General features: G+C 71.7%; 27 protein-coding genes. 17 read left to right on the top strand and 10 right to left on the bottom strand.

From position 1 onward, the window contains the following. A partial coding sequence (locus tag DMB66_RS64015; protein ID WP_370319139.1) for a hypothetical protein occupies positions 1-213 on the top strand: 213 nt, incomplete at its 5' end. A 198-nt stretch (positions 214-411) separates the two neighbouring features. Continuing rightward, on the top strand, positions 412-825 hold the full coding sequence (locus DMB66_RS25160) for a DUF4395 domain-containing protein (protein WP_125806589.1): 414 nt from the start codon (positions 412-414) through the stop codon (positions 823-825). Between the two features lie 416 nt (positions 826-1,241). On the opposite strand, the gene DMB66_RS25165 is transcribed toward DMB66_RS25160, so the two are convergent. Beyond that, a complete protein-coding gene (locus DMB66_RS25165) occupies positions 1,242-1,910 on the bottom strand; it encodes a response regulator (protein WP_023359837.1) in 669 nt (222 codons plus the stop codon). Between the two features lie 7 nt (positions 1,911-1,917). Further along, positions 1,918-3,603: a GAF domain-containing sensor histidine kinase gene (locus tag DMB66_RS25170; RefSeq protein ID WP_125806590.1), complete on the bottom strand. Its 1,686-nt coding sequence runs from the start codon at positions 3,601-3,603 to the stop codon at positions 1,918-1,920. 410 nt (positions 3,604-4,013) lie between these two features. On the opposite strand from DMB66_RS25170, the gene DMB66_RS25175 reads away from it, so the two are divergent. The 6 genes from DMB66_RS25175 to DMB66_RS25200 are packed head-to-tail and all read left to right on the top strand — an operon-like array spanning position 4,014 to position 9,867. Next, entirely contained in the window at positions 4,014-4,466 is a 453-nt protein-coding gene (locus DMB66_RS25175) for an SRPBCC family protein (RefSeq protein WP_125806591.1), read from the top strand. Positions 4,467-4,520: 54 nt separating this feature from the next. Then, entirely contained in the window at positions 4,521-6,044 is a 1,524-nt protein-coding gene (locus DMB66_RS25180; RefSeq protein WP_125806592.1) for a hypothetical protein, read from the top strand. A 22-nt stretch (positions 6,045-6,066) separates the two neighbouring features. After that, positions 6,067-7,017, top strand: coding sequence for an ROK family glucokinase (locus DMB66_RS25185; protein WP_125806593.1), 951 nt, complete (start codon positions 6,067-6,069; stop codon positions 7,015-7,017). A gap of 21 nt (positions 7,018-7,038) precedes the next feature. Then, positions 7,039-7,725 (top strand): endonuclease/exonuclease/phosphatase family protein, encoded by a 687-nt coding sequence (locus DMB66_RS25190; protein WP_125806594.1) that lies wholly within the window; start codon positions 7,039-7,041, stop codon positions 7,723-7,725. 25 nt (positions 7,726-7,750) lie between these two features. After that, a complete protein-coding gene (locus tag DMB66_RS25195) occupies positions 7,751-9,094 on the top strand; it encodes an NAD(P)/FAD-dependent oxidoreductase (protein WP_125806595.1) in 1,344 nt (447 codons plus the stop codon). Further along, positions 9,091-9,867 carry an alpha/beta hydrolase gene (locus DMB66_RS25200; protein ID WP_125806596.1) on the top strand — a complete coding sequence of 259 codons (777 nt, stop codon included), beginning with the start codon at positions 9,091-9,093 and terminating at the stop codon, positions 9,865-9,867. Before DMB66_RS25195 ends, DMB66_RS25200 begins: the two co-directional genes overlap by 4 nt. On the opposite strand, the gene DMB66_RS25205 is transcribed toward DMB66_RS25200, so the two are convergent. Next, a complete protein-coding gene (locus tag DMB66_RS25205; RefSeq protein ID WP_125806597.1) occupies positions 9,856-11,268 on the bottom strand; it encodes a trehalose-6-phosphate synthase in 1,413 nt (470 codons plus the stop codon). The two genes, DMB66_RS25200 and DMB66_RS25205, sit on opposite strands and share 12 nt — an antisense overlap. Before the next feature lie 57 nt (positions 11,269-11,325). Next, on the bottom strand, positions 11,326-12,171 hold the full coding sequence (locus DMB66_RS25210; RefSeq protein WP_125806598.1) for a DUF308 domain-containing protein: 846 nt from the start codon (positions 12,169-12,171) through the stop codon (positions 11,326-11,328). 203 nt (positions 12,172-12,374) lie between these two features. On the opposite strand from DMB66_RS25210, the gene DMB66_RS25215 reads away from it, so the two are divergent. Further along, entirely contained in the window at positions 12,375-13,127 is a 753-nt protein-coding gene (locus DMB66_RS25215; RefSeq protein ID WP_125806599.1) for a 1-acyl-sn-glycerol-3-phosphate acyltransferase, read from the top strand. A 79-nt stretch (positions 13,128-13,206) separates the two neighbouring features. Here DMB66_RS25215 and DMB66_RS25220 read toward each other — a convergent pair whose 3' ends face one another. Continuing rightward, entirely contained in the window at positions 13,207-13,899 is a 693-nt protein-coding gene (locus tag DMB66_RS25220) for a Crp/Fnr family transcriptional regulator (protein ID WP_125806600.1), read from the bottom strand. 232 nt (positions 13,900-14,131) lie between these two features. Between DMB66_RS25220 and DMB66_RS25225 the strand changes: the two genes are divergently transcribed. From DMB66_RS25225 to proC, 4 genes are all read left to right on the top strand, one after another. Then, the gene (locus DMB66_RS25225; protein WP_199752620.1) at positions 14,132-15,013 is read left to right on the top strand and encodes a phosphotransferase enzyme family protein; all 882 of its coding nucleotides are present in this window, start codon (positions 14,132-14,134) and stop codon (positions 15,011-15,013) included. Between the two features lie 15 nt (positions 15,014-15,028). Next, positions 15,029-15,517 carry a polyadenylate-specific 3'-exoribonuclease AS gene (locus tag DMB66_RS25230; protein WP_125806602.1) on the top strand — a complete coding sequence of 163 codons (489 nt, stop codon included), beginning with the start codon at positions 15,029-15,031 and terminating at the stop codon, positions 15,515-15,517. Between the two features lie 294 nt (positions 15,518-15,811). Next, on the top strand, positions 15,812-16,840 hold the full coding sequence (locus DMB66_RS25235; protein WP_125806603.1) for a 6-phosphofructokinase: 1,029 nt from the start codon (positions 15,812-15,814) through the stop codon (positions 16,838-16,840). A 63-nt stretch (positions 16,841-16,903) separates the two neighbouring features. Then, on the top strand, positions 16,904-17,716 hold the full coding sequence (gene proC, locus DMB66_RS25240; RefSeq protein WP_125806604.1) for a pyrroline-5-carboxylate reductase: 813 nt from the start codon (positions 16,904-16,906) through the stop codon (positions 17,714-17,716). 1 nt (position 17,717) lies between these two features. Here proC and DMB66_RS25245 read toward each other — a convergent pair whose 3' ends face one another. Further along, on the bottom strand, positions 17,718-18,395 hold the full coding sequence (locus DMB66_RS25245; protein WP_125806605.1) for a DUF429 domain-containing protein: 678 nt from the start codon (positions 18,393-18,395) through the stop codon (positions 17,718-17,720). 7 nt (positions 18,396-18,402) lie between these two features. Then, positions 18,403-18,873 carry a glutathione peroxidase gene (locus DMB66_RS25250; protein ID WP_125806606.1) on the bottom strand — a complete coding sequence of 157 codons (471 nt, stop codon included), beginning with the start codon at positions 18,871-18,873 and terminating at the stop codon, positions 18,403-18,405. Positions 18,874-19,046: 173 nt separating this feature from the next. Between DMB66_RS25250 and DMB66_RS25255 the strand changes: the two genes are divergently transcribed. From DMB66_RS25255 to DMB66_RS25265, 3 genes are all read left to right on the top strand, one after another. Next, entirely contained in the window at positions 19,047-20,483 is a 1,437-nt protein-coding gene (locus DMB66_RS25255; RefSeq protein ID WP_125806607.1) for a glycosyl hydrolase family 18 protein, read from the top strand. An 86-nt stretch (positions 20,484-20,569) separates the two neighbouring features. Next, positions 20,570-21,976, top strand: coding sequence for a class II 3-deoxy-7-phosphoheptulonate synthase (locus DMB66_RS25260; protein WP_125806608.1), 1,407 nt, complete (start codon positions 20,570-20,572; stop codon positions 21,974-21,976). Beyond that, positions 21,969-22,991: a low specificity L-threonine aldolase gene (locus tag DMB66_RS25265; RefSeq protein ID WP_125806609.1), complete on the top strand. Its 1,023-nt coding sequence runs from the start codon at positions 21,969-21,971 to the stop codon at positions 22,989-22,991. The genes DMB66_RS25260 and DMB66_RS25265 overlap by 8 nt, the downstream gene beginning before the upstream one ends. Here DMB66_RS25265 and DMB66_RS25270 read toward each other — a convergent pair. From DMB66_RS25270 to pknB, 3 genes are all read right to left on the bottom strand, one after another. After that, positions 22,960-23,526: a cysteine hydrolase family protein gene (locus DMB66_RS25270; protein WP_125806610.1), complete on the bottom strand. Its 567-nt coding sequence runs from the start codon at positions 23,524-23,526 to the stop codon at positions 22,960-22,962. The genes DMB66_RS25265 and DMB66_RS25270 overlap by 32 nt on opposite strands. A gap of 129 nt (positions 23,527-23,655) precedes the next feature. Continuing rightward, on the bottom strand, positions 23,656-24,525 hold the full coding sequence (locus tag DMB66_RS25275; RefSeq protein ID WP_199752621.1) for a deoxyribonuclease IV: 870 nt from the start codon (positions 24,523-24,525) through the stop codon (positions 23,656-23,658). Further along, a complete protein-coding gene (gene pknB / locus DMB66_RS25280; RefSeq protein ID WP_125806611.1) occupies positions 24,516-26,489 on the bottom strand; it encodes a Stk1 family PASTA domain-containing Ser/Thr kinase in 1,974 nt (657 codons plus the stop codon). The genes DMB66_RS25275 and pknB overlap by 10 nt, the downstream gene beginning before the upstream one ends. 235 nt (positions 26,490-26,724) lie before the next feature. Between pknB and DMB66_RS25285 the strand changes: the two genes are divergently transcribed. Beyond that, positions 26,725-26,983, top strand: a 259-nt coding sequence (locus DMB66_RS25285; protein ID WP_199752622.1) for a hypothetical protein, incomplete at its 3' end; no start/stop codon positions are given.

A 26,983-nucleotide genomic window follows, 5' to 3' on the forward strand; every position in this document is an offset into this window, starting at 1 on the left:
GGCACGCCACGGCCYGGCCCGGCACGTCACGGCCTGGCCCGGCCCGGCACGTCACGGCCCGGCCTGGCCCGGCACGTCACGGCCCGGCCTGGCACGTCACGGCCCGGCCCGGCCTGGCCCGGCACGTCACGGCCCGGCCTGGSCCGGCACGTCACGGCCCGGCACGTCACGGTCCGGTGCGGCACGCCACGGCCACGGCCCGGTGCGGCTTGACGAATCCGGCGCCGATCGCTTCCCGGGACGTCTGACGCCGCCCTCCTGCGCATCTCGGGCGGGCGTCCCATCGTGCGCACGCTGAGCGGCGCGAAGCGCAGAAGCGGCCGGCGATGTGTCTGACCTGCGAATCTGCACCTGCGCGGCGGTGACGGGACTCACTGCGCTGGTGGCGTCGAAGCGTGCGACGCTCACCGCATGCAGCTTGATCCGCGTGGGCCGCGTTTCGCCGCGGCGCTGACCACCGCCGTGCTTGTCGTTGTGCTCGCCACCGGGTGGGGATGGCTGGCGCTTGTTCAGACCGTCGTGTTCGCGATCACCGCCGCTGACCCGCGCCGCGGACCGTATTCCCTGCTCTACCGCTACCTGGTGGCGCATCGGCTCGGGCCGGCGACCGAGCGGGAGGATGCCGCGCCGGTCCGTTTCGCGCAGCTTGTCGGTTTCGCCTTCCTGGCTGTCGCGTCGGTGGGCTACCTGTCCGGTGCTCCCGGCGTGGGGGTGGCGTTCGCGGGGTTCGGGTTGCTGGCTGCCTTTCTCAACGCGGCCTTTGGCCTCTGTCTCGGCTGCGAGGCTTACCTGGCCGCCCGCCGCCTCACCGCCAAGCGCGCTTGAGCTTCGAGCCGCTGCCTTCTGTCGCCGCCTGGTGCGCTTGGGCTTCGGGCCGCTGCCTTCTGTCGCGGTCTTGCCGTCAGGTGCGCTTGAGCTTCGGGCCGCTGCCTTCTGTCGCCATCTTGCCGTCAGGTGCGCTTGAGCTTCGGGCCGCTGCCTTCTGTCGCCATCTTGCCGTCAGGTGCGCTTGAGCTTCAGGCCGCTGCCTTCGTCCGCCGCACTGGCGACCCCGCCGCCTGGACGCCTGGCCGCCTGTAGGCATTGAGTAGAAAAATCGCCCATTTGGGTAGGTCGATCGCGGCTCGATGGAGCTGAAAATAAGTAGCGTCCGGAAACGCCCAAGATGCCAGTTGAATGCCCGGAAAGGCGGATCCGCCCGCCACCCTCAGCGAGGTTGACGGGCGGATGCCGTGAGGAAATTAGAACTTCGGAGCGTCCGGGGCCTCCAGCAGGCCCAGCCGCAGCGCCGTCATCAGCGCCTGGGCCCGGTTTGCCGCGCCCAGCTTCTCGTACAGCTTCGAGATGTGGGTCTTGGCCGTGGACTCGCTGACGAACAGCTGCTTGGCGATGCCGGCCACGCTCATGCCGTCGGCCAGCAGGCGCAGCACCTGGCCCTCGCGGGGCGAGAGCTGTGGGCCGGACGGTGCCAGGCGCCGCTTCATGGCCTCGGCGAGGTCGGCCGCGGTGAATGCGCTCGGCGCCGACGCGGCGTGCCGCGCGGCGGCCACGACCTCGTCGGCCGGGGCGGTTTTGGGCACGAACGCGCTGGCCCCGGCCTCGAGTGCGCCGAAGAGCTGGTCGTCGCCCGCGTACATGGTGAGGACCACGATGCCCATGTTGGCGTTGTTCTTGCGCAACGCGCGGGTTGCCTCGAGGCCGCTGCCGTCGGGCAGCCGCAGGTCCATGATGACCACGTCCGGCTGCAACGCGCCGGCCTGCCGGACTGCTTCGGCGGCCGTGGCGGCCTCCCCGACGACCTCGAACTGCCGGTCCCGCTCGAACGCGTGCCGCAGCCCCTTACGAATCAGGTCGTGATCGTCGACGAGCAGCACCTTGGTGCGGGTCGTCGGCATCGGACTGGTCGACATGCTCGGGTTACTCCCCTTCTGGTGCGGAAACGCTATCCCGCACGCTATCGCGCCGAGCCGAGGTTCCGAGCACTACCGCAACGGTTGTCCCGCTGGGGTGTCGCGGTCTGATCTCTAGCCGACCCCGGATACGTTCCGCCCTCTCGGCCATGATCGCAAGGCCGTAGCGCCCGTCCGGACGATCATCTGCGAAGCCCTTGCCGTCGTCGGTGACCTCGATCTCCGCGTACGGGGGGTCGACCGTGCACGTCACCCACAGGTTGGCGGCGCCCGCGTGCTTGCGGGCGTTGGTGATCGCCTCCTGGGCGATGCGCAGCAATTCGGCCTCCGTCGCGGCCGGCAGCCGGGCCGTTGACTCGTCGAATGTGAAGTGCACCCGCAAGCCGGCCGACGTGCCCAGGGTCCGGGCATATTCGGCGATGGCCGCGGCGAGCCCGCCGTTGCGGTCCACCTCGGAGCGCAGCTCGAAGAGGCTCAGCCGCAGCTCGGTGATCACCCGGGTGACCTCGCCGCGCAGCGTGCGCAGCTCCTCGGCGGTCTCGTCGGCGCCCTCGGGCAGGGTCGCCTGCGCGTTGTCGATGCCGTATCCGACCATGACCAGCTCCTGGGCCACGCCGTCGTGGATCTCGCGGGCCAGCCGCTGACGTTCCTCATTGGTCGCCAGCGACCGCACGTCGTCGAAGAGCAGCGCGGCCTCCAGCCGCAGCGCGGCCGGGCCGGTCACCTCGGTGACCCGGGCGACGACCGCGGACGGGTATGCGCTCAGCACGTCGGCCTCGAGGATCACCAGCCCGATCGTGCGCACCCCGGCGACCAGCGGCACGACCAGCGACGAGGCGTCCCCGCCTTGATGCGACCGGGCCTGCGAGCGCGAGGCGGTCTGCGGCTGTTGCGAGGCCCACGCGTCGGCGATCGCGGAGTCGGCGTCGAGGGTGACCTCCCAGTCGACCCGCTCGGCGCCGGTCTGGGCCAGCACCACGAGCCGCCCGCCGCCGCTGGCGGACAGCACGGCCGCGCGATGACCGGGCGCGACCTGGCGAAGCTCCTCCAGGAGGTGCTCGGAGATGCCGCCGGGGTCGAGCGTGGCGCCGGGCAACGAACGGGCCACGCTGCGTAGCTGGGTCAGGAGTCGGGTGGCCTCCGCGTACGGCTGCGGTTTGTTTTCCACCGGGGTCATGAGCTGCCGCATCGTGTCGGCCGCGAAGGTGATGATCGCGCCTTGCACCAGCCACTGACCGCACGCGGCCAGGTAGCCCGGCTGCAGGATGACCGCGTCGCCGTCGCCGACCACCAGCCCGCCGACGACCATCGCCACGGTCGCGACCCCGAGCAGCGCGGCGCCCTCGGTCGCCCGGCGCTGCAAACCGGCGGTGAGCAGCGGAACGACGAGGTAGGGCAGGATCGCCTCGGCACCGAAGCCGGCGGAGATGGTCGCGTTCGCGGCAGCGGCGACCGACCCGGCGGCCAGCCCGGTGATCGCGACCTCGGCGAACCGCCCGAGCGGCGCGGCGATCCGATGGTCGGGGGCGAAGAACGCCGGCAGGGCGGCGACCAGCAGCAACGCGATCCAGCGCAGCTGGCCGGGATCCCGGGTGGCGATGAGCGTGAGGGCCGCGACCAGGGCGAGCACGATGAGGCGGGCCGCCACCGCGAGCGGATGGACGCGCGCGGGGAAGCTGGCTGAGGCTGGCACGTGACGGATCGTAGCCGCACCCTGTGACAACGGCCCATCGGCGACTCGGCGGAGCACGGTGGCGTCCCGAAACAGGCCCGGACGGGTGGTGGGCCGGGGGCCGGCTGGAAGGTCATGGGGGTGCCTGTCATGGGTCCGTGCATGGTGCTGGCCGTCGGTGAGGTCAGCTCCGCGGCACCTCACCGACAAAGGCACTCGAACGAGGCACCGACCGCTTCGGGGCGCTTGGCAGGTGGCTGACCGCCGGCAAAGCAGACGTCTCCCAGGGGGCTTTTGGCCGTCGCTCGGCCGGGAGCGGAGTGCGGCAGGGGGCGAGCCGAGCCGGCCGGTCCGGGCCGGGCGGAATCGGCCCGTCGATGGGTGGTGCCCGGTGGTCCGGATCGGGGCATGCACCGGGTAACCTGCCAGCCATGGCGGACACCTCGACGCAGTCGATCCAGGTCCAGGCGCCCCTTGCTCAGGTGGCCGCGGTGATCTGCGATTTCCCGCGTTACCCCGAGTGGGCGGACGCGCTGAAGCAGGTCGAGGTTCTCGAGGAGTACGAGGACGGTTACGCCGCCCAGGTCCGGTTCGTCATCGACGCGGGTCCGCTCGCCGACGACTACGCGCTGGACTACGCGTACGCGGAGGATCTGTCGCGGATCGAGTGGCACCTGGTCGCGCCGTCGAAGATGCAGCGCACCCTCAACGGCTCCTATGACCTGGCCGACAACGGTGACGGAACGACGACCGTGACGTACATGCTGGAGGTGGAGCTCTCCATCGGCATGCTGGGCATGTTCCGTCGCAAGGCCGAGAAAATGATCATGGATACGGCGTTGAAGGAGCTCAAACGCCGCGTCGAGAGCCTCGCCAAGGCATAGCCGGGCGGGCGGCCGCGCCGCAACCGGCGGGCGCGCGAGCAGGGGGAGCAGGACATGGCAGAGGCCACGGGAACGGCACGCCAGGAGGCCGAACGGCTGGTCGCCACGGTGCTCGCCATGGCGTCCCAGGCAGGACTGGGCGACGCACCGAAGGACCGCGAATCCGCCGGTTCGCCGGGGCTGACCGACATGATCTCCGGTCTGGTCGGCCAGTTCCTGGGCGGTGCCTCCGACAACCCGCCCCCCGCCACCCCGCGCCAGCACCGCGACTCCGCCGACCACACCGACGGCGAGTACGGCGCCGGCGGGCAGGGTCGTGCTGCGGAGGACAGCGGTCACCACGGCGCCGACCGGCAAAGCACCGACCCGCGAGGCAGCGGTGCCCGGCAGGATGCCGGGCAGCACGGCGGCGGGCAGCGCAGCACCGAAAAAGGCAGCACCGAAAAAGACGGTGCCGCCGGGCGTGGACATGGCCGGCAGCAGGGTGCCGGTCAACAGCTGTGGGACGTTCTGGGTGGGTTTGGCGGTTGGTCCACGGGCAGTGCGGAATGCTGCGTGTGTCCGATCTGCCGGGCCATCGCCGGGGTCCGGGATCCGAGTCCTGAGCAGGCGGAACGTCTGGCGACGGGCGCGGGTGAGTTCGCCAGCGGGGTGGCGAGTCTGCTCCGTGCCTTCTCGGTGGTGGCCGGCACGACGGGCGGTTCGAATCGGCGCAAGCCGCCGGCTCGGCCGACGACGACACCCGACCAGGCCTGGTCGGCGGCGACCCGCAGGACCACCCCGGCCGACAGCACCCCGCCGCACCACGAGGTTCGCGAGGGCGACGACCCGTGGACGGCGGCAACACGCGCTCCCCGGCCCCAGCCGGCCGACGCGCCGGCAGCACGAGCCGCCGCGCCGACGGACGCGACGGCCCGAGCGGCGGCAGCACAAGCGGCCACCCAGACCGACGCCACCGGGCTGGCTGATACCGCGGACCGAACCGGCGCCGCTGGGTCGGTGGATACCCAGGCCCAGACCGATGGTGCCGGCATGTCGGCCGCTGATGTCCGGCGGCAGGGCGATCCCTGGGCGGCGGCGACCCGCGCGCCGAGGCGGCCCGCCCCCACGCGCACGGCCGGCACGGCCGCAGCGGGCGGTGCGAGCGCGGAGGCCGCTGCGTTTGCGGATGCGGAGCTGGCTGGGGTCCGGGGCTCGGCTGCGGTGTCTGCGGAGGCCGGCATGGCCGCAGCGGACGGTGCGAGCGCGCAGGTCGCTGCCTCTGCGGATGCGGAACCGGCTACGGACCGTGCGGGACGCGCCGGCCGTGAGCCGATCCGGGACCCCGCTGCTGCGTCTGAGGGCGCCGGTGCCCGTACCGGGAAGGTTGGGGAAGCCGGCGCCGGTGCCGGAAAGGTCTGGGGCATCGATGTCTGGGCGGCGGCGACCGCCGCGGACAGCGACACGGCCGGTGATACCGGCGTGGCGGATGGGCTCAGCGTGGATCATGATGTTCCGGGCACTGCGCCGGCTGCTTCGGCGGCCGAGGGCCGTGGTGCCGTTCCGGGCGGCGCTGCCCGGGCCGGCGACGCGGTGTGACACAACAGAGGGGACGGGCAGCGTGACGCTGACCATCGGAGTCGACGTCGGTGGGACGAAGGTGGCCGGCGGGGTGGTGGACGACCACGGTGTGGTGCTCGCGCAGACCCGGCGGGAGACGCCGGCCGAGGATCCGGCCGGCACCCGGGACACCATCGTGGCGGTCGCCGCCGAGTTGGCCGCCGCGTATCCCGAGGCCAAGGCCGTCGGGATCGGCGCCGCCGCCTGGATCGACGCCGCCGGGGCCACCGTCCTCTTCGCGCCGAATCTCGCCTGGCGGGATGAGCCGGTGCGGGATTACGTCGCCAAGGCCGTCGGGTTGCCCACCGTTCTGGAGAACGACGCCAACGTCGCCGCCTGGGCCGAGTTCCGGTACGGCGCCGCGCGGCAGGCCGACGACTCCATGGTGATGATCACCGTGGGCACCGGCATCGGTGGTGGCATCGTGATCAACGGTGGGTTGTGGCGGGGCGCCAACGGTATCGCCGCCGAGCTTGGGCACATCCAGTCCGTGAACGACGGGCATCCCTGCGGCTGCGGGCGGCTCGGCTGCCTGGAGCAGTATGCCAGCGGCAACGCCCTCGTCCGTTTCGCGCAGGCCGGTGCGCGGCAGGAGCCGGACCGGGCGTCGTTGCTGCTCGGTCTCGCCGGCGGTGACGCCGGCGCGATCAGCGGGCGGATGATCACCCAGGCCGCGCAGGGTGGCGACGGGGTGGCCCGGGACGCGTTCGCGCAGATCGGCTACTGGCTCGGGGTCGCGATGGCCGATCTGGCCCAGGTCTTCGACCCGCAGGTGCTGGTGGTCGGCGGCGGCGTGATCGACGCCGGTGAGCTGCTGATGGGGCCGACCGAACGGACCTACCGGGACCAGTTGGCCCAGCGGGGCCGGTTCCCGGTCGCGGAGATCCGGGCAGCCGAGACCGGCAACACGGCGGGTGTGCTCGGCGCCGCCGATCTCGCCCGGCACATCTGACCAGTGACGAGGGAGTGACGAGTGTCCGGGGTCCCGCTGCGGGTATTGAGCTACAACGTGCACGGCCTGCGCGACGATCGGGCGGCCCTGACCGGGCTCGTCCGCGACCTCGCCCCGGATGTCGTCGTCGTGCAGGAGGCGCCGCGCCGGTTTCGCTGGCGGTCCAAGTGTGCGGCCCTGGCCAACGACTTCGGCCTGGTCGTGGCCACCGGCGGCCTGCCGTCGCTGGGCAACCTGATCCTGGTCAGCCTGCGGGTACGGGTCCACGAGCAGTGGAACCTGCGGTATCCGCTGACGCCCGGCCGGCACCTGCGCGGGGCCGCGTTCGCCCGGTGCTCGGTGCGCGGGGCGCAGTTCACGGTCTCCGGCTCGCACCTGGCCACCGACGCCCGGGAGCGGCCGGATCAGGCGGCCCGCTGGAAGGAAGCGCTGTCGGCGGTCGAAGGCTCGCTGATCGCGGCCGGTGATCTCAACGAGGGTCCGGGCGGGGGCGCCTGGCGGACGATCGCCGACGGCCTCACCGACACCGCTGGGGCCGCCTCCCCGGCCCTCACCTTCCCGGCCACCCTGCCCCGGCTGCGCCTCGACGGGCTCTTCGTGTCGCCGGAGATCGAGGTCGAGCGCTACGAGGTCGTGGAGACCGAGCAGGCCCGGCGGGCCAGCGACCACCTGCCCGTCCTGGCCGAACTGGCCCTACCTTCCGAGTAGCCCTCGCTTCTGCGAGTATCTCCGGGTGCCCGACACCCCTGACATCGCGGACCGGCACGACGCGGTCTGTGTGATCGGCGCCGGCGGCTGCGGCCTCACGGCGATCAAGAACCTGCGCGAGCAGGGCTTCGCCGTTGACTGCTACGAGCGCGAGACCTCGGTCGGCGGCGCCTGGAACTGGCGGCACGACCGCAGCCCGGTGTACGCCTCGACCCACCTCATTTCATCCCGCCCGCTCACCGAGTTCCCGGACTTTCCGATGCCGGATGACTGGCCCGACTTCCCGCACCACAGCCGCCTGCTGAGCTATCTGGAGCGCTACGCCGAGCACTTCGGCCTCGGCGACAGCATCTGGTTCGGCACCGAGGTCGTCTCCGTCACGCCGGTCGGCGACGGGCGCTGGGACGTCACCACCCGCAGCACCGGCGGCGGCGCGGAGCGGGTGCAGCGATATGCGGCCGTGGTCATCGCCAACGGGCACAACTGGTCGCCGAAGGCGTTGCCCCTGGACACCTCGGCCTACCGGGGGCAGGTGATCCACTCGTCGGCGTACAAGGACCCGGCGCAGCTGCGCGGGCGCAAGGTGCTCGTCGTCGGCGGCGGCAACACCGGCTGTGACATCGCCGTCGAGGCCGCCCAGCAGGCGAGCGCGGTCTGGCACTCGACCAGGCGCGGCTACTGGTACGCGCCCAAGTATGTTCTCGGCCGCCCCGCCGACCAGGTCAACGACAAGATGCTGCAACTGCGCCTGCCGCTGTGGCTGCGCCAGTGGATGTATCACCGCACGCTGCGGCTCACCGTCGGCGACTTCACCCGGTTCGGCCTGCCCAGGCCCGACCACCGCCCGTACGAGAGCCACCCGGTGGTCAACAGCCAGCTCGTCTACTACCTGGGCCACGGCCGGATCACCCCGGTCCCGGACGTGACCGGCCTCGAGGGGTCGACTGTGGAGCTGGCCGACGGCCGGCGCGTCGAGCCCGACCTGGTCATCACCGCGACCGGCTATCTGCCCCGGTTCGAGTTCCTCGACCCCGACCTGCTCGACATCGATACCGACGGCAAGCCCGATCTGCACCTGCACGCGTTCGCCCGCAAGCACCCGACGCTCGCCGTGATCGGGCTGCTGCAGCCCGACGCCGGGCTGTTCCCGCTCGCGCACTGGCAGAGCGTCGCCGTGGCCCGCTGGCTGCGCCTGCGGGTGGACGACCCGGTCCGGGCCGCCGCGGTGCAGCAGAAGGAGTCGGCACGGCCGCTGCGGTCGTGGACGCGGCTGCGGCTGGTGCCGTCGTCACGGCACTGGTTCGAGGTCAGCCACACCGGTTACCTGCGCGCTCTGGAAGACCTTCTGAAGCAGCTGGAGCCCGCATGAGGTCGCAGGTGTTGCGGTTCACCGACTGGACGTCGCCGGTGCCGCCGGTCGAGCGGGAGGTGCTCAGCGCCCTGCCGGAACCCGCCGGGGACAACCCGCCGGTGCTGTTCGTGCCGGGGCTGGCCCATGGGGCGTGGGCGTTCGCCGAGCACTGGCTGGCGCACACCGCGTCGCGGGGTTACCCGGCCTGGTCGGTGAGCCCGCGGGCGAACGGGTCGCTGCGGGCGTACGTGCACGACGTGGTGCAGGTGGCCGCGGGCCTGCCGCGACAGGCCGTGCTGGTGGGTCACGGCGCGGGCGCGCTCGTGGTGGCGCACGCGCTGGCCCGCTATCCGGCCCGGGCCGCGGTGCTGGCCGCGCCGGTGCCGGCGGGCTGGTCGGCGCTGGGTGCCGCGCTGCAGGCCAATCCGTTCGGCACGCTGCCGGCGCTGGTCGGTGCGGCGCCCCGGCTGAGCCGTCGGCAGCTCTTCAGCGCGGACCTGCCGGGAGCCGAGGACTACCGGGCGAAGCTGGTGCGCACCCCGGCCAAGGTCTACCGGCAGATGCTCTTCGCGAGCCCGCCGGCGGCGCCGGTCGGCGACCCGCCGGTCCTGGTGGTGGGCAGCCCGGACGACCGAGTGGTGCCGCGGCAGGCGCTGGACCGTACGGCGGGCCGGTTCGGCGGTGCGCCGCTGCTGTTCCCCGGGATGGCCCACGACCTGATGCTCGACACCGACTGGCGGGAGCCGATCGACGCGATCCTGGACTGGCTGACCAAGGAGCTAGCGGCGTAGGCCCTCCGCCAGCCGCCCGGTGTGGTCCAGGGCGGTCAGGTAGGCGCGGGCCCAGGCCAGGATGTCGCAGCGGGCCAGGTGCTCGCGCATCGCCCGCATCCGGCGTTGCAGGTCGGCCGGGTCGGCGTCCATCGCGCGCAGCAGCGTCGCCTTCAGGCCGTCGACGTCGTGCGGGTTGACCAGGAACGCGTCCTCGAGCTCGGCGGCGGCCCCGGCGAACTCGCTGAGCACCAGCGCGCCGGTGCCGGCGGCGCGGGCGGCCACGTACTCCTTGGCGACCAGGTTCATGCCGTCGCGCAGCGGGGTCACCACCATCAGGTCGGCGGTCTGGTAGAGCGCGGCCAGGTCGGCGCGGTCGAACGGCTGGTTCAGGTAGTGGATGGCCGGCTCGCCGACGCGGCCGTACTCGCCGTTGATCCGGCCGACCTCGCCCTCGATCCGGTCCCGCAGCACCCGGTAGCTGTCCACGCGTTCCCGGCTCGGCACGGCCACCTGCACCATGACGGTTTCGTGGACCTTGACCCGGCCGTCCCGGAGCAGCTCGCTGTAGGCCGTCAGGCGGTGCTCGATGCCCTTGGTGTAGTCCAGCCGGTCGACGCTGAGCAGCACCCGCCGCGGCTGGCCCAGGTCGGTGCGTAACTGCTTGGCGTGCTGGACCACGTCGGGGCGCGCGGCGAGCGCCTCCATCTCGCTGACGTCGATCGAGACGGGGAACGCGCCGGTGCGCACCTCGCGGCCGTCGAGGGTGATCTGGTCGTCGGTGACGCGCGCGCCGAGCAGCTTGGTGGCGAGCTGGGCGACGTTGTGCGCGGCCTGCGGGCGCTGGAAGCCGACCAGGTCCGCGCCGAGCATCCCGCCCAGCAACTCGGTCCGGCGGGGGAGCTGCATGAACAGCTCCGGCGGCGGGAACGGCACGTGCAGGAAGAAGCCGATGAGGACGTCCGGGCGCAGCTCGCGCAGCAGCTGGGGGACGAGCTGCAGGTGGTAGTCCTGGACCCAGACCGCGGCGCCGGGCTCGGCGACCTCGGCGGCCGTCTCGGCGAAGCGCCGGTTCACGTCCCGGTAGGTCTCCCACCAGCCCCGGTCGAAGACGGGCTGCTCGACGGCGTCGTGGTAGAGCGGCCAGAGGGTGGAGTTGGCGAAGCCCTCGTAATAGCCGCGGAGCTCCTGTTCGGACAGTGCGACCGGGCGGATCCGCAGGGTGCCGATGTCGGGCAGGGCGGGCGCGCTGTCGATGCCGCCGTTCCAGCCGACCCAGGTCGCCGGGGTCTGCTGCAGGATCGCGTGCAGGGCGCTGGCGAGACCGCCGGGGCTGCGCCGCCATTCACACGCGCCGTCCGGGGCGGAGCTGTCGTCCAGGGGGAGGCGGTTGGCGACGACCACGAGCGAGCTCTGGCGCATCCACGAAAGGTTACGCGATGGCTACCCAGCGAAACAACGTCAGTGATCTATGCCTCGTCAGACGACCGCGCCGTCGTCGAAGTCATCGTCGTCGTCGCCCGAGCGCAGCCGCCAGACCAGGGTCACCGCGCCGCCGACGATGGCGGTGAAGCCGATCAGGGTCACGAAATTGCGCTCGATCGGCAGCAGCCACGGGAACAGGAACAGCACGAAACCCAGCACAACGCCCATGACGCCGGCGATCGCGTACTTCGAGATGTGTGGCAGCGGCGGCGGGGGCGGCGGGGTGTAGCGGTCGTCGTCCTCGCCCTCGCTGTCGTCGTCGATGCCGCTGCCGAACGTGTCGAGCCCGTCGAGCAGGGACGGCTCGTCGGTGCGGCGGCGGTTCAGCGAGACGCCGGAGAAGTCGGCGGCCGACGGCAGCTTGCCGCCCGGCTGACGGGGTTGTTCCGGTGGGTCGTTCGGCGGCGGGTCCGGCGCGCGGGTCGGGTCGACGCCCTCCGACGCGGGCCACGGCGGGGCCGTCGGGTCGGTCGGGGTGTGGAAGCCCGCGACGATCTTGGCCCACTCGGCGTCCACGGTGCCCTGGTCGGTGCGGGTGTCGGACTTGGGGGGCGGCGCGGTGTGGCCGGCGCCGCCGGTCAGCTTGTTGAGGTGCTCGCGGGCCGTGTCGAGGTGGGTGCGGTCGACGTAGAGCCGGTCGGTGGGCCGGGCCGGGAAGGTGGTGGCGCGCAGGATCGGGTTGAGGTCGGCGGAGGGCTGCAGGTATGCGGCGATGCCGCCGGCGGCCAGCACGTCCAGGAGGTGCTCACCGACGCGGGGATCCACGTCGCCCGCGGCCGCATAGTCGGCCGCGTCGAGCCCGTTGTCCCGCCGCCCGCGACGGGCGCCACCCGCTGCCACCCTGCTCACTCCTCGCTTCGCGCCGTCGCGCGTTGTGCCCGCCTCGTCCGGCGGATGTCGGTACCCGTTCAGCTGCGCCCGGCCGACCGTGCCTTGAATGGTGACACGAGACATGCCGGTTCCGGGAGTGCGTTGTGGCGTGCCGCTCCCGCTTCGTACGCTTTCGGTTGCCGCACGACCGCGGCGCGCGGGAAAGGACACCGGTGTTCTACTGGCTGCTCAAGTACGTCGTGCTGGGACCTGTCCTGAAATGTGTCTTCCGCCCCGATGTGGAGGGGCTGCAGCACGTTCCGGGATCTGGGCCCGTGATCCTGGCCTGCAACCACCTCTCCTTCTCCGACTCGATCTTCACACCGTTGCTGGTGAATCGGAGGGTGACGTTCGTCGCCAAAGCGGAGTACTTCACCGGCAAGGGGATCAAAGGCTGGCTCATGCGACAGTTCTTCGTCAGCACGGGGACGATCCCGGTGGACCGTTCGGGCGGGAAGGCGGCCCGGGCGGCCCTGGACACCCAGTTGCGGGTGCTGCGCGGCGGAAACATCGCGGGCATCTACCCCGAGGGCACCCGCTCGCCGGACGGCCGGCTCTACCGCGGCAAGACCGGCGTGGCCCGGCTGGCCCTGGAGAGCGGCGCGCCGGTCGTGCCGGTCGCGCTGCTCAACACCGACGAGATCCAGCCGACCGGCAAGCTGATCCCGAAGGTCAAGCGGGTCAAGATCCGCTTCGGCGCCCCGCTGGACTTCTCCCGGTACGCGCCGTCGGTCGGCGACCGCTTCGTCGAGCGCGCGGTCACCGACGAGATCATGTACGAGCTGATGACCCTCACCGGCCGCCCGTACGTCGACGTCTACGCCGCGTCCCTGAAGACCGCCATCGTCGCCCCCACCGCGCCCACCGAGGGCCGCAACCAAAGTCGGACTGCGCCCGTCGGTGTCGAGGGCGCCGAAAAAGACTAGGCGCTCTTTGCCGTGGTCTTTTTCGGTGGCCTCGACACCGACCTCGAGGGGCGCAGTCCCGTCGAGCCGGAGGCGAGACCTACTTATCAGCCATGCCGGCTCGGCGGCGGAGGGCTGACACGTCGGTGACGACGATGCGGCGGCCCTCCGTGCGGAGCCAGCCGCGGCTGGCGAACGAGCCGATCGCCTGGTTCACGCTCTGCCGGGAGCCGCCCGCCATCTCCGCGAGCTGGCTCTGGTTCAGCTCAATGGTGATCATCGGCGCCTGGCTCTCCCCGGCCAGCCGGACCAGGGTCTTGGCCACCCGGCCGGGCAGGTCCAGGAAGACGTGGTCGGCGTTCTGCTCGGTGAGCCGGCGGATCAGCGCGCCCACCGAGCGCATCACCGCGTCCAGGATGCGCGGGTTGGAGTGCACCAGATCGATGAACGCGACCCGGGACAGGGCCAGCGCCTGGCTGTCCTCGATCGCCTCGGCCGACGCCGAGCGGGTCAGCGCGTCCAGCAGGGAAACCTCGCCGAGCACGTCGGGCGGGCGGACCACGGTGAGCACGGCCCGCTCGCCGGTCGGCGCGGTGCGGAACACGGCGATGGCGCCGCGGCGCAGGATGATCAGCGAATCGCCGGGGTCGTGCTCGACGAAGAGGATCTGGCCCTTGCGGTATGTGCGCGGAACAGCGGCCGCGATGACGCGCTGGCGGACGTCCGGCTCCAGTCCGGCGAACATCTCCACGCCGGTGAGCGCGTCGCCCTGCTCTGCCAGTCGATGATCCACGGTCAGTCCCTCCCCGATCGGGACCCCCGTGGACATAGTTGTCCGGCGCCGGCCCCACGACGCGAACGATCACTCTTAGCATGAAGAGCACCGTCGACGCCATTTGATACATCCAGCAGACGCATACGATCATCCCGCTCCTGTAGCTATCTGTACACCCTCCAATCGCCCCCCGTGACTGTCGCCCACCGTGTCCGTCATCAATACAGGCTGTACCGGGATAATCGCCGCCGTGCCGGATGACGACCTTCTTCGATCGACATTGCGCGACCGGTGGCACCTCGTACCGGCCGAGATCACGGCGCTGCCCGGGGGCCTGCTGTCGCACGGCTGGGACGTGACCGCGGGCGGCGAGCGCTTCGTGGCGCGCCTGGCCGACCCCGCCGCGCGCCAGCCCGTCGAGGCGGGCCTGGCCGCGGCCGGGCACCTGCGGAGCACCGGCATCGAAGCGGGCGAGCCGGTGCGAACGCTCTCCGGCGGCCTCACCGCGGAGACCCCGGCCGGTGCGCTGGCCGTGCTGCGCCGCGCGCCGGGCCGTACCCTCGACGGCCGCGACCCGATCGACCAGCAGTTCTGGGGCGACCGCCTGGGCGCGGTGCACAGGGCGCTGCAGGGCTTCCACCACCCCGGCCTGCGCCGCTGGAAGCTGCTCGACCCGGAGGCGGCGCACCTGGCGATCCAGCCCTGGCTGCGCCCGGCGGTCACCGAGGCGGTGACGGCGATGACCAGGCTCACGGTCACCGACCGGCTGACCTACGGCGTGCTGCACGGCGACCCGGCCCCGGAGATCTTCCTGGTCGACCCGGCGACCGGCCGCGCGGGCCTGCTCGACTGCGGGGCCAGCGGCACCGGCCCGCTGCTCTACGACGTGGCGGCGGCGGTGGTCTACGCGGGCGGCACGGACACCTCGGCCGAGCTCCTGGACGGCTACCTCGCGGCGAGCCCGGTCGCCGAGGACGAACTGCACGCGGCGCTCCCGGTCCTGCTGCGCTTCCGCTGGGCGGTGCAGGCCGACTGGTCGGCGCGACGCCTCGTCCGCGGCGACCAGGAGGGCGCCCGCGAGGCGCTGGAGCGGGCCAAGGAGGCCCTGGCGGAGACGACCGGCGCGGCATAGGCAAGGATGTCCGCGATGGCCTACCGGTATTTCTACGACTGCGAATTCATCGAGGACGGGCGCACGGTAGACCTGGTCTCGATCGGCATGGTGGACGAGTTCGGCCGCGAGTTCTACGCGGTCTCGACCGAGTTCGACGACTCCCGGGCGGTGCCCTGGGTCCGCCGCAACGTGCTCGACAAGCTGCCGTCCCCGGCCGACCCGGCATGGCGCTCCCGCGAGCGCATCCGCGACGACCTCTACGAGTTCCTCCGCGAGCCGATCCAGGGCCGCGACGAGCCGATCGAGCTCTGGGCCTGGTATGCGGCCTACGACCACGTGGCGCTGGCCCAGCTCTGGGGTGCGATGCCGGCGCTGCCGCGCGAGATCCCCCGCTTCACCAAGGACCTCCGCCAGCGCTGGGACGACCTCGGCCGCCCGACCCTGCCGACCGCCCAGGGCAGGCACGACGCGCTGGTGGACGCGAAACACAACCTGGCCCGCTGGCGCGCCATGGGCGGCTGACGGTCCGGCTCCAGATCGAGATCAAATTCCGGTCGGCACCGGGCAACCGGGCACGACATCCGGTTTGAGTTCTTCGCACCAAGGCACGGACGCGGCGGGAAATGCCGAACCGGGCACGCGTTGAGGTGCATGCTGACACGGCTGGGTTCGGGGAGGCGGGCCGCTTTGGTCCGGGCTGCGGTTGGCGACTACAGTGCGCTTGCGGCCCGCCCCGGGACCCCGGCAACGCAGCCGGACGACCGTCTGCTGTGAAGGCGGGCAGGCTCGCGACCCGATCAGGGAGGACGAGTAATCATGCGCATCGGCGTGCTCACCGGCGGCGGAGACTGCCCCGGTCTGAACGCGGTGATCCGGGCGGTGGTCCGTAAGGGCGTAGCCACTTACGGACACGAGTTCGTCGGATTCCGCGACGGGTGGAAGGGCCCCCTGGAGGGCCTGACGAAGCCCCTCGGCATCGCCGAGGTCCGGGGGATCCTGCCGCGCGGCGGCACCATCCTGGGCTCTTCCCGCACCAACCCGTTCAAGATCGACGGCGGGGTTGAGCGGATCAAGGCCAACCTGGCCGAGCAGGGCGTCGAGGCGCTCGTCGCGATCGGTGGCGAGGACACTCTCGGCGTCGCGACCAAGCTCAACGATCTGGGCGTGAACGTCGTCGGCGTGCCGAAGACGATCGACAACGACCTGAACGCCACGGACTACACCTTCGGCTTCGACACCGCGGTCAACATCGCGATGGAGGCCATCGACCGGCTGCACACCACGGCCGAGTCGCACCACCGCACCCTGGTGGTCGAGGTCATGGGCCGGCACGCCGGCTGGATCGCGCTGCACGCCGGCCTCGCCGGCGGCGCCAACGTCATCCTGCTGCCGGAGCGCAACTTCGACGTGGAGCAGGTGGCCACTTACGTGACCAAGCGCTTCCAGGTCGAGTATGCCCCGATCGTCGTGGTCGCCGAGGGCGCGCAGCCGCTCGAGGGCCAGATGTCGCTGCAGAACCAGGAGCTCGACGCGTTCGGCCACGTCCGCCTCGGCGGCATCGGCCAGTGGCTGGCCCAGCAGTTGGAGGAGAAGACCGGCAAGGAGGCCCGCACGGTCGTCCTCGGTCACATCCAGCGTGGCGGCACGCCCAGCGCGTTCGACCGGGTTCTCGCGACCCGGTTCGGTCTGCAGGCGATCGACGCCGTCCACGAGGGTGATTTCGGTAAGATGATGGCGTTGCGTGGCACCGACATCGTCCGCGTCCCGCTCGCCGACGGCACCGGCGAGCTCAAGACCGTTCCGATCTCGCGGTACGACGAGGCCGAGGTCTTTTTCGGCAGCTGAGTTGATATCGAGAGAAGGGGGCGGCCGTCGGTCGTCCCCTTTTCCCATTCCGAAGGGTCCCCGATGGGCAATCATTTGATCGCGGTGATCGGCGCCGGCAAGCTCGGCGAGCTGGTCCTGTCCGGCCTGCTGCGGGCCGGCTGGCCGGCCAACCAGCTCATCGCCACCACCCGGCGCCCGGAGCGGGCCGCCGAGCTGGCCGAGCGCTACGGCATCCGGCCGACCCTCAACCTCACCGCCGTCACCCAGGCCGACGTGCTGCTGGTGGCGGTCAAGCCGCAGGACGCGGGCCGGCTGCTCGACGAGTTCGGCATGAAGATCCCGCCGGGCAAGCTGGTGATCTCGCTCTGCGCGGGCCTGCCGACGAGCTTCTTCACCGAGCGGCTGCCGGGCGGCATTCCGGTGGTGCGGGTCATGACGAACACCCCGGCGCTGGTGGATCAGGCGATGACGGTGATCTCGGCGGGCCCGTACGCGACCGACGAGCACCTGGCGCTGACCGAGGAGATCTTCCAGCCGCTGGGCAAGACGATGCGGGTGCCGGAGGCCCAGCAGGATGCCGTGACCGCGCTGTCCGGTTCCGGACCGGCGTATTTCTACCTGCTGGTCGAGGCGATGATCGACGCCGGGATCCTGCTCGGGCTGCCGCGCCAGGTCGCGCACGAGCTGATCGTGCAGACCGCGATCGGCTCGGCCGTGATGCTGCGCGACTCGGGCGAGCACCCGGTGAAGCTGCGCGAGGCGGTCACCTCCCCGGCCGGCACGACCATCTCGGCGATCCGCGAGCTGGAGAAGCACGGGGTGCGCGCCGCGTTCCTGGCCGCCCTGGAGGCGGCCCGCGACCGGGCCCGGGAGATCGCCGCGCAGTCGGCCTGACTCAATACCAGATGGCGATCCGGCTGCCTTCGTTCTCCTCGGGCGGGCTGGGGTGGCTCTGGGCCGCCCCGGTCGCCATCCGGTGCGCGCTCCAGGCCACTGCGGCCGCGTCCAGGATGTCGTCGGGCGGGGCCTGACCGGCCGGTCCGAGCTGGTCGGGCAGCACGATGCCGTGCCGGGCCAGCAACTGCCGGCGGCGGGCCTGCCCGGTCCAGGTCTTCTTCGCGTACGCCAGCGGCTCGCCCGCCATCTGCCGGAACGAGACCTCCGGGTGGGCCTCGAAGAGCAGCCCCGGGTGCCGTTCCCAGATGGCGTTGGCCTCGAGCAGCTTGGGCCGCATCGCCCAGGACTGGCGGCTGAGCCCTGCGCCGGTGAGCTCGCGGCAGAGCCGGTTGGCGGCGGCGAAGTCGCCCTCCTGCCAGACCGCGCGCGGCGGCACCCGGAAGACGCTGCCGCGCCGCGGGCCGAGCTGGTCGGCGGCGAGGGTGTCCGCGGCGCGCCAGCGGTCGGGGAGCATGCCGAGCGGGATGTCGACGCCGATCACGGCCGCGCCGGAGCTGCCCGCGACGATCTCGTACAGGGTGGACGCCAGCATCGCCCGGCCGAAGCCGCCGTCGCGCAGCTCGACCCCCACCCAGCCCAGGGCGTACGCGTCGACGCCGATCACGTGGAGGCTCATCCGCGGCTCAGCGAGGGAGTAGTTTCTCGATGACGGCGACGAGTTCGCCGTCCTGCGGGTCGGTACCCGGTGCGAACCGGGCGGCGACCGCGCCGCTCGGGCCGACCACGAACTTCTCGAAGTTCCAGCCGATGTCCGGGCCGTCGCCGATCAGCTCCCGGTAGAGCGGATGGCGCCCGGGCCCGTTCACATCCACCTTCTCGGTGAGCGGGAACGTCACACCGTAGGTCGCCCGGCAGAAGTCCTCGATCTCGGCGGCCGTGCCCGGCTCCTGGCCGGCGAACTGGTTGCACGGGACGCCGAGGACGACCAGGCCACGGTCCGCATAGGTATCGGCGAGCCGCTGCAGGCCGGCGTACTGCGGGGTGTGCCCGCAGCGGGAGGCCACATTGACCACCAGGACGACATGATCGCGGTAGCGATCCATATCGGCCGGTCCGCCCGAGAGTGTGCCGATGTCGACGGCAAAGATGGTCATGACCGCAGACTACGCGCTGTGCCCGAGTGAGTGCACGCCGTCGCGGCCCTCGCCGGAAAAGTTAAGGCAGCGCTTAATCAGCGATGACCTTCTTGACTCATGTTCATAGATGTGACTACCGTCTCCTCAACTTCCCTTTGGAAAGTTTCCTAACTGTTCTTGAGGAGACTGCAGTGAAGAAATCCCTCCGCCGCGCGCTGTGGGCCGGGGTCATCGTGGTGGTCGCGGCCGTCGCGATTCCCACGGTCCAGGCCTCCGCCGCCGTCGCGTGTGCCCCCGCCTGGAGTGCCTCGGCCGTCTACGTCAAGGACAACTCCGTCTCGTACCAGTCGAAGAACTACACCGCGAAGTGGTGGACCACCAACGAGGTCCCGACCGCCAGCGGCGAGTGGGGCGTCTGGGCAGACAAGGGCGCCTGTGGTGGCACCACGGACCCGACCACTCCGCCACCCACGACCCCGCCGACCACGCCTCCGACGACGCCGCCGGGCGGCGGCAAGAACGTCGTCGGCTACTTCGCCGAGTGGGGCGTCTACGGCCGCAACTACCACGTCAAGAACCTGGTGACGAGCGGCTCAGCGGCCAAGCTGACGCACATCCTGTACGCCTTCGGCAACACCACCGGCGGCCAGTGCTCGATCGGTGACGCGTACGCCGACTACGACAAGGCGTACACCGCGGCCGACAGTGTGGACGGCGTCGCCGACACCTGGGACGCCGGCGCGCTGCGCGGCTCCTTCAACCAGCTGCGCAAGCTCAAGAAGCTGTACCCGAACATCAAGGTGATCTGGTCGTTCGGCGGCTGGACCTGGTCCGGTGGCTTCACCCAGGCCGCCGCGAACCCGACCGCGTTCGCCAACTCCTGCTACAACCTGGTCAAGGACTCCCGCTGGGCGGACGTCTTCGACGGCATCGACGTCGACTGGGAGTATCCGAACGCCTGCGGCCTGACCTGCGACGCCAGCGGGCCGGACTCCTACAACAGGGTCATCTCGGCGCTGCGCACCAAGTTCGGCCAGAACTTCCTGGTCACCTCGGCGATCTCGGCCGACGGCTCCAACGGCGGCAAGCTGGACGCGGCCGACTACGCGGCGGGCATCGCGAAGCTGAACCTCGTCTTCCCGATGACCTACGACTACTTCGGCGCGTTCGCCCCGCAGGGCCCGACCGCCCCGCACTCGCCGCTGACCTCGTACGCCGGCATCCCGCAGCAGGGCTTCTGGTCCGACGCGGCGATCCAGAAGCTGAAGAGCAAGGGCGTGCCGGCCAGCAAGATGCTGCTCGGCATCGGCTTCTACGGCCGGGGCTGGACCGGTGTCACCCAGACCGCTCCGGGCGGCACGGCCACCGGCGCGGCGCCGGGCACCTACGAGGCGGGCATCGAGGACTACAAGGTGCTCAAGGGCAGCTGCCCGGCCACCGGCACGGTGGGCGGCACCGCGTACGCCAAGTGCGGCAGCAACTGGTGGAGTTACGACACCCCGAGCACCATCGCCGGCAAGATGACCTACGCCAAGCAGCAGGGTCTGGGCGGCGCGTTCTTCTGGGAATTCTCCGGCGACACCAGCAACGGCGAGCTGATCACCGCGATCAAGAACGGTCTCAACTAGTTACGTCCTAGATCTGACTTCCTAGATCGTGGGGCGCCGGGGATCCTCCCGGCGCCCCCTTTCCCTGCGCGGATAGGCTTCCTGGCATGCGCCGAGAGTGGCATCAGCTCAGTCATCCCGGGGTCGGCACCACCGCCCTGCAGACGTCCCGCCCGTCGACCGACTCCGCCGAGGATTCGGCCCTGGGCCTGGACAGGTGGCGGGAGCTACCGCGCCTGCAGATGCCGCCGTGGGCGGACCCGGACGAGGTCGCCTCGGTCTGCCGCGTGCTCGACACGGTCCCGTCGATCGTCGCGCCGTACGAGGTCGACCAGCTCCGGCACCGGCTCGCCGAGGTCTGCGAGGGTCGCGCCTTCCTGCTGCAGGGCGGCGACTGCGCCGAGACCTTCGCCGACAACACCGAGAGCCACCTGCTGGCCAACGCCCGCACGCTGCTGCAGATGGCGGTCGTGCTGACCTACGGCGCCTCGATGCCGGTGGTCAAGGTGGCCCGGGTCGCGGGCCAGTACACCAAGCCCCGGTCCGCGCCGACGGACTCGCTGGGCCTGCCGGCATACCGCGGTGACCTGATCAACTCGCTCGACGCGAACGAGGCGGCGCGGGTCGCCGATCCGCAGCGCATGATCCGGGCGTACGCGAACTCCGCCGCGGCGATGAACATGCTGCGGGCGTACCTGTCGGGCGGCCTGGCCGACCTGGCCGGCCTGCACGACTGGAACAAGGACTTCGTCCGGGCCTCGCCGGCCGGCGAGCGCTACGAGGCGATCGCCCGCGAGATCGACCGCGCCCTGGACTTCATCCGGGCCTGCGGCATGACCGAGGACGAGGCGCTGCGCACGGTCAGCCTGTACTGCTCGCACGAGGCCCTGGCGCTGGAGTACGACCGCGCGCTGACCCGGGTCTCCGACGGCAAGGCGTACGGCCTGTCCGGGCACTTCCTCTGGATCGGCGAGCGCACCCGGCAGCTCGACCACGCGCACATCGACTTCATCAGCCGCATCGCCAACCCGATCGGCGTCAAGCTCGGCCCCGGCACCAGCCCCGAGACGGCGATCGAGCTCTGCGAGAAGCTCAACCCGGAGAACATCCCGGGCCGGCTCACCCTGATCAGCCGGATGGGCAACGGCAAGGTCCGCGACGCGCTGCCGCCGATCGTGGAGAAGGTCACCGCCACCGGCGCCAAGGTGGTGTGGCAGTGCGACCCGATGCACGGCAACACCCACGAGTCCTCGAACGGCTACAAGACGCGGCACTTCGACCGCGTGGTCGACGAGGTGCTCGGCTACTTCGAGGTGCACCGCGGCCTGGGCACCCACCCGGGCGGCATCCACATCGAGCTGACCGGCGAGGACGTCACCGAGTGCCTCGGCGGCGCGCAGGGCATCGAGGATCTCGACCTGCCGGACCGCTACGAGACGGCCTGCGACCCGCGCCTGAACACCCAGCAGAGCCTCGAACTGGCCTTCCTGGTCGCGGAGATGCTGCGTGGTTGATCTCCGATCCGACACCGTCACCAGGCCGACCGCGGCGATGCGCGAGGCCATGGCGACCGCGCCGGTCGGCGACGACGTCTTCGGCGACGACCCGACGGTCAACGAGCTGGAGCGGCAGGTGGCCGAGCTGTTCGGCCACGAGGCGGCCCTGTTCGCCCCGTCCGGCACGATGGCCAACCAGATCGCCCTGCAACTCGTCGTGCCACCGGGCGGCGAGCTGCTGGCCGGCGCGGACGCGCACGTGGTCACGTACGAGATGGGCGCGGCCGCCGCACTCGGCGGCATCTCCACCCGCACCTGGCCGTCGACGGGCGCGACGCTGGAGGTGGACCAGATCGAGGCGATGATCCGGCCGGCCGGCTTCCCGTCGGTGCCGACCCGGGCGATCGCGGTCGAGCAGACCCACAACCTCGGCGGCGGCGGGGTGGTCTCGCTGGAGACCCTGCGCCGCCTGCGCGCGGTGGCCGACGCGGCGGGCGTGACCCTGCATTGCGACGGCGCCCGGATCTGGCACGCGCACATCGCGGATTCCGTGCCGCTCGCGGCCTACGGGGAGCTGTTCGACACGCTGTCGGTCTGCCTCTCCAAGGGCCTCGGCGCGCCGGTCGGCTCGCTGGTGGTGGGCAGCGCGGAGCGCATCGCGCGGGCCCGGCTGCTCCGCAAGCGGCTGGGCGGCGGAATGCGCCAGGTCGGCATCCTCGCGGCGGCGGGGCAGCACGCCCTGCGCCACCACCTGACCCGGCTCGCCGACGACCACGCGCGGGCCCGGCGGCTGGCCGAGGCGCTGGAACCGCTCGGGGTGGTCGAGGCGGCGAAGGTGCGCACCAACCTCGTACCGCTGGACCTGACGAAGGCGGCGCTGGACGCACCGTCGCTGGCCGCGGCGGCCGCCGAGCGGGGGGTGCTGATCGCGGCGATGCTCCCGCGGACCGCGCGGCTGGTGACGCACCTCGACGTCGGTGACGACGAGCTCGACGAAGCGATCAGGGTGCTGGTGGGGCTGCTTTCCAGTTAGCCACCGTGGTGACGGCTGCCTGCTGCGGGAAGATCTTTTCGGTGAGGACCCGGTGGACCTCGGGGTCCGAGTCCAGGCAGGCGTCGGCCAGGACGGTCAGGCTGTAGTCCAGGTCTGCCGCCTGGCGCAGGGTGGACAGCACGACGCCGCTGGTGGCGATGCCGGTGAGGATCAGGTGGTCGAACTCGCCGACGCGCAGGATCATGTCGAGGTCGCTGCCGGCGAAGGCGCTGACGCGGCGCTTGGTGACCAGGATGTCGCCGCGCTCGGGTGCCACGTCCGGGTGGATCTCCATGGCCTGCGGGCCGCCGGCCGCCGCTGCTGCCGGGTTGTGGGCGAGGGCGCCGAACATCTTGTTGCGGGGGCTGATCTCCGGGACTCCCGGGCGGAAGCCGACGGTCGCGTAGATCACCGGAATGCCGGCGGACCGGGCCGCGCCGATCGCCTCGCCCAGGCGCGGCAGGTAGCCGGGATCGGGATAGCGGGCGACGACCGCGTTCTGGACGTCCATGACGAGGAGAGCCTGCTTGGTCACCGTCATCCTTCCGTGCCGAGGGTAAGTCAACAGCCGATTACTTGAGCACCGTAGCCGGTTCGTGCGCTCCGGTGCCAAGGGGGGCCGGCGACGAGTCTCACACCGCCTGGTCGTCGGCGGTGGTCTCGGTCACGACTGCGGGCGGAGCTCCTTCAGCAGCGCGATGTCCGCCGCGTGGCCCTCGTGTTCCTTGCCCGACGGGGTCTCCACGATCACCGGGATGCCCGCGGTCGCCGGGTGGGCCAGCAGCTCCGCGAAGGCCGCCGTGCCGATCCGGCCCGCGCCGATCGTCTCGTGGCGGTCCCGGGTCGAGCCGCACTCGTCCTTCGAGTCGTTCGCGTGGATCAGCTGCAGGCGGCCCGGGCCGGCCGTCGCCACCAGGGTGTCCAGCGTCTCGGTCATGCCGCCCGGCGTCGCCAGGTCGTGGCCCGCCGACCAGGCGTGGCAGGTGTCGAAGCAGACGCCGAGCCACGGGTGGTGCTCCACGGCCGCCAGGTACGGGCCCAGATCCTGCATCTTCGAGGCCAGGCTGCGCCCGCCGCCCGCGCTCGGCTCCACCAGCACCTTCGGCAGGCCCTGCGCCGCGGCCACGTCCAGCAGCGGCAGCAGCGCCTCGCGGACCTGGTGCAGCGCCTTGTCGTCGTGGGCCGGGTCGACCGAGCTGCCCGCGTGGTAGACCACCGCCGTCGCGCCGATCGCGGCACCGCGGCGCAGCGCGTGCTCCAGGGTCTCCACCGACCGTTGCACGGTCAGCTCGGTGGGGGAGCCCAGGTTTACCAGCAGGGAGGCGTGAATATACGCCGGCAGGCCCCGCTCGCCGCACCCGTCCCGGAACAGGGTGTCCTGCTTCGGGTCGCCGGGCGGCAGCGCCCAGCCGCGCGAATTCGAGACGTACACCTGCAGCGCCTCGGAGCCGGCCGCGTCCACGTATGGCAGCGCCGCCTTGGCCAGGCCCCCCGATGTCTTCGTGTGTGAGCCGATCGGCTGGCTCACGCGCACGTCAGCACCACCTCGGTCTGCGGCGCCACCGGGGTGCCCGCGGGCGGGTTCTGGGCCCGGACCAGGCCGTTGGGGTTGAAGTCGAGGCGGGCCCGCAGGTTTTGCCCCTCCAGCGTCAGCTTCGCCTGCTGACACGGCTGGTTGTTGACGTCCGGCACGGCGACCTGCGGCGGGCCCTTGCTGACCACGAGCTTGATCTCGTCGTCCTTCTCGGCGCCGGTCCCCGGCTTCGGGGACTGATCGATGATCTGGTCGCCGGGCTCGTTGCTGTCCTTGTACTGCTCGACGACGGTCAGGCCGAGCTCCTGCGCCTGGCCGCGGGCGTCGTTGATGTTCTTGCCGGTGAAGTCGGGCACGGTGATCGGCGCCCGGCCCTTGCTGACCACCACGGTGACGGTGGCGCCGGACTTGAGCTGCGAATTCGCCTTGGGGTCGGTGGAGATGACCACGCCCTGCGGGATCGTGTCGCTGTACTTGCCCGTGCCTTCCTTGAGCTTGAGCTTGCTGCTCTCCAGCTCGCCGCGGGCCGCGGCCAGCTCCATGCCCACGACGTCGGGCACCGGGTAGCGCTCCGGGCCCAGCGACAGGACGAGCGTGACCGGGCCGCCCTTGATGATCCGGGTGGCGGCCGGCGGGTCCTGGCTCAGCACGACGTCCTTGGGGACGTTCTCGCTGTACGCGCCGTCGCCGATGCGCACCTCGAAGCCCTCCCGGGCGGCGGCCTGCTCGGCCTGCGCCCGGCTCATGTTCACCAGCTGCGGTGAGTCGGTGTATCGGCCCATGGTCACCCACCAGGTGCTGCCGATGACGACGAGCACCATCAGCACCACCGCGGACAGGATCATGATCCGGCGCGGGTCGCCGCCGAGCCGGCGGGCCGCGCCGCCCATGCCCCCCGGCGGCGGCCCGGCGGCCCGGCGCTGGCCGCCGCGGACGCGGTTGCCCTGCTCCGGCAGGCGGGCCCAGCCGGGACGGTTGCCACCGGTGGCCGGGAAGGTGGAGGTGATCGCGGGTACGAGCGCGGTGGCGTCGGCGCCCGGGGGCCGTGGCGGGACCTGGCGCAGCAGCGCGGTCTCGACGTTCGCCGCGCCCAGGTCGTCGCGGACCACCTGCACCGCGGAGAGCATCGCGCCCGCGTCGGTGTAGCGGCCGCCCGGGTCGCGCCGGGTGGCCCGGGTGACGAGCTCGTCGAGCACCGGGGGCAGGCCCTTGACGATGCCGGACGGCGCCGGGACGTCGTTGTCGACGTGCTGCCAGGCGACCTCGACCGGCTCGTCGCCGTCGTACGGGACCCGGCCGGTGAGCATCTCGAAGAGCACGATGCCGGCCGAGTAGACGTCGGTGCGCGCGTCAGCGTGCCCGTCGGTGACCAGCTCGGGCGCCACGTAGGCGACCGTGGCCATGAGCTGGCCGGAGTCGTCGCTGCTGCTGGCCTCGACCGCGCGGGCCAGGCCGAAGTCGGCCACCTTCGCCACGCTGTCGACCAGGTTGGCGATGCCGCCGCTGGGCGCCTCGGCGACCAGCACATTTTCCGGCTTGACGTCGCGGTGCACCAGGCCGGCGCGGTGCGCGGCGGCGATGGCGGCGAGCATCTGCTCCAGGATGGCCAGTGCCTCGACCGGGTTGAGCCGGCGGCGCTGGGTGAGCAGGTCGCGCAGGGTGCGGCCCTGCACGTACTCCATCACCAGATATGGCAGGCCCTGGTGGCGGCCCTGGTCGTAGACGGCGACGACGCTGGGGTGGGTGAGCCGGGCAATCGTCTTCGCCTCGTCGGTGAAGCGGTCGACGAAGTGCACGTTCGTCGCCTGCGACGGGTGAATGATTTTCAGCGCCACGGTGCGTTCGAGTCGGTCGTCCACAGCGGTGTACACAGTCGCCATGCCACCACGGGCCACGCGACCGGTGATCCGGTAGCGCCCGTCAATCGTTGTGCCGATCAACGTGTCGGCGACAGTCGTGTCCATCGGCGTGAAGTGTATGTGTCCTTCCGTGCGTGGCAGCCCAGGATGTCATAGCTGAGACCTAACGGGTACAGCACGAGTCCCTGACCAGGGACGATAAGAGAAAAACGACCCACGGGGCCGGGCCCCGCGAGTCGTTTATCGTGATAAATCGGATCAGTGCCGTCGCGCGTGGTGTCGGCGGTTCTCGCCGTCGTCCGGCTCCGCGGTGTCGTCCGGCCCTTCCGAAGCGGCCGAAGTGGGCGATTCGCTGGGCTCCGGGGAGTCGCTGCCGTCCGGCGCGGACGAGTCCGGCGAGGGCGTCGCCGACGGGCCGTGCGGCGTCGGCACCGGCACTGTCGGCGTCGGCACCGGCGGGTTCGCGCAGCATGCGGTCGGCCGGATCTCCGGATCTCCGGCCACCGGCCGGCCACCCGGCGTGGCCCGCGGCGACCGCGACGCGACGACCTGCGGCGCGGCCGGCGCGGCGGCGGTCGTCGCGGGCAGCACCCGTACGG

The sequence above is a fragment of the Actinoplanes sp. ATCC 53533 genome (assembly GCF_003947245.1).

Excerpts from the sequence above, each read along its gene's own strand:
- DMB66_RS25160 (WP_125806589.1), top strand. The coding sequence starts at position 412 with ATGCAGCTTGATCCGCGTGGGCCGCGTTTCGCCGCGGCGCTGACCACC.
- DMB66_RS25165 (WP_023359837.1), bottom strand. The coding sequence starts at position 1,910 with ATGTCGACCAGTCCGATGCCGACGACCCGCACCAAGGTGCTGCTCGTC.
- DMB66_RS25175 (WP_125806591.1), top strand. The coding sequence starts at position 4,014 with ATGGCGGACACCTCGACGCAGTCGATCCAGGTCCAGGCGCCCCTTGCT.
- DMB66_RS25180 (WP_125806592.1), top strand. The coding sequence starts at position 4,521 with ATGGCAGAGGCCACGGGAACGGCACGCCAGGAGGCCGAACGGCTGGTC.
- DMB66_RS25200 (WP_125806596.1), top strand. The coding sequence starts at position 9,091 with ATGAGGTCGCAGGTGTTGCGGTTCACCGACTGGACGTCGCCGGTGCCG.
- DMB66_RS25205 (WP_125806597.1), bottom strand. The coding sequence starts at position 11,268 with ATGCGCCAGAGCTCGCTCGTGGTCGTCGCCAACCGCCTCCCCCTGGAC.
- DMB66_RS25230 (WP_125806602.1), top strand. The coding sequence starts at position 15,029 with ATGGCCTACCGGTATTTCTACGACTGCGAATTCATCGAGGACGGGCGC.
- DMB66_RS25235 (WP_125806603.1), top strand. The coding sequence starts at position 15,812 with ATGCGCATCGGCGTGCTCACCGGCGGCGGAGACTGCCCCGGTCTGAAC.
- proC (WP_125806604.1), top strand. The coding sequence starts at position 16,904 with ATGGGCAATCATTTGATCGCGGTGATCGGCGCCGGCAAGCTCGGCGAG.
- DMB66_RS25245 (WP_125806605.1), bottom strand. The coding sequence starts at position 18,395 with ATGAGCCTCCACGTGATCGGCGTCGACGCGTACGCCCTGGGCTGGGTG.
- DMB66_RS25250 (WP_125806606.1), bottom strand. The coding sequence starts at position 18,873 with ATGACCATCTTTGCCGTCGACATCGGCACACTCTCGGGCGGACCGGCC.
- DMB66_RS25260 (WP_125806608.1), top strand. The coding sequence starts at position 20,570 with ATGCGCCGAGAGTGGCATCAGCTCAGTCATCCCGGGGTCGGCACCACC.
- pknB (WP_125806611.1), bottom strand. The coding sequence starts at position 26,489 with ATGGACACGACTGTCGCCGACACGTTGATCGGCACAACGATTGACGGG.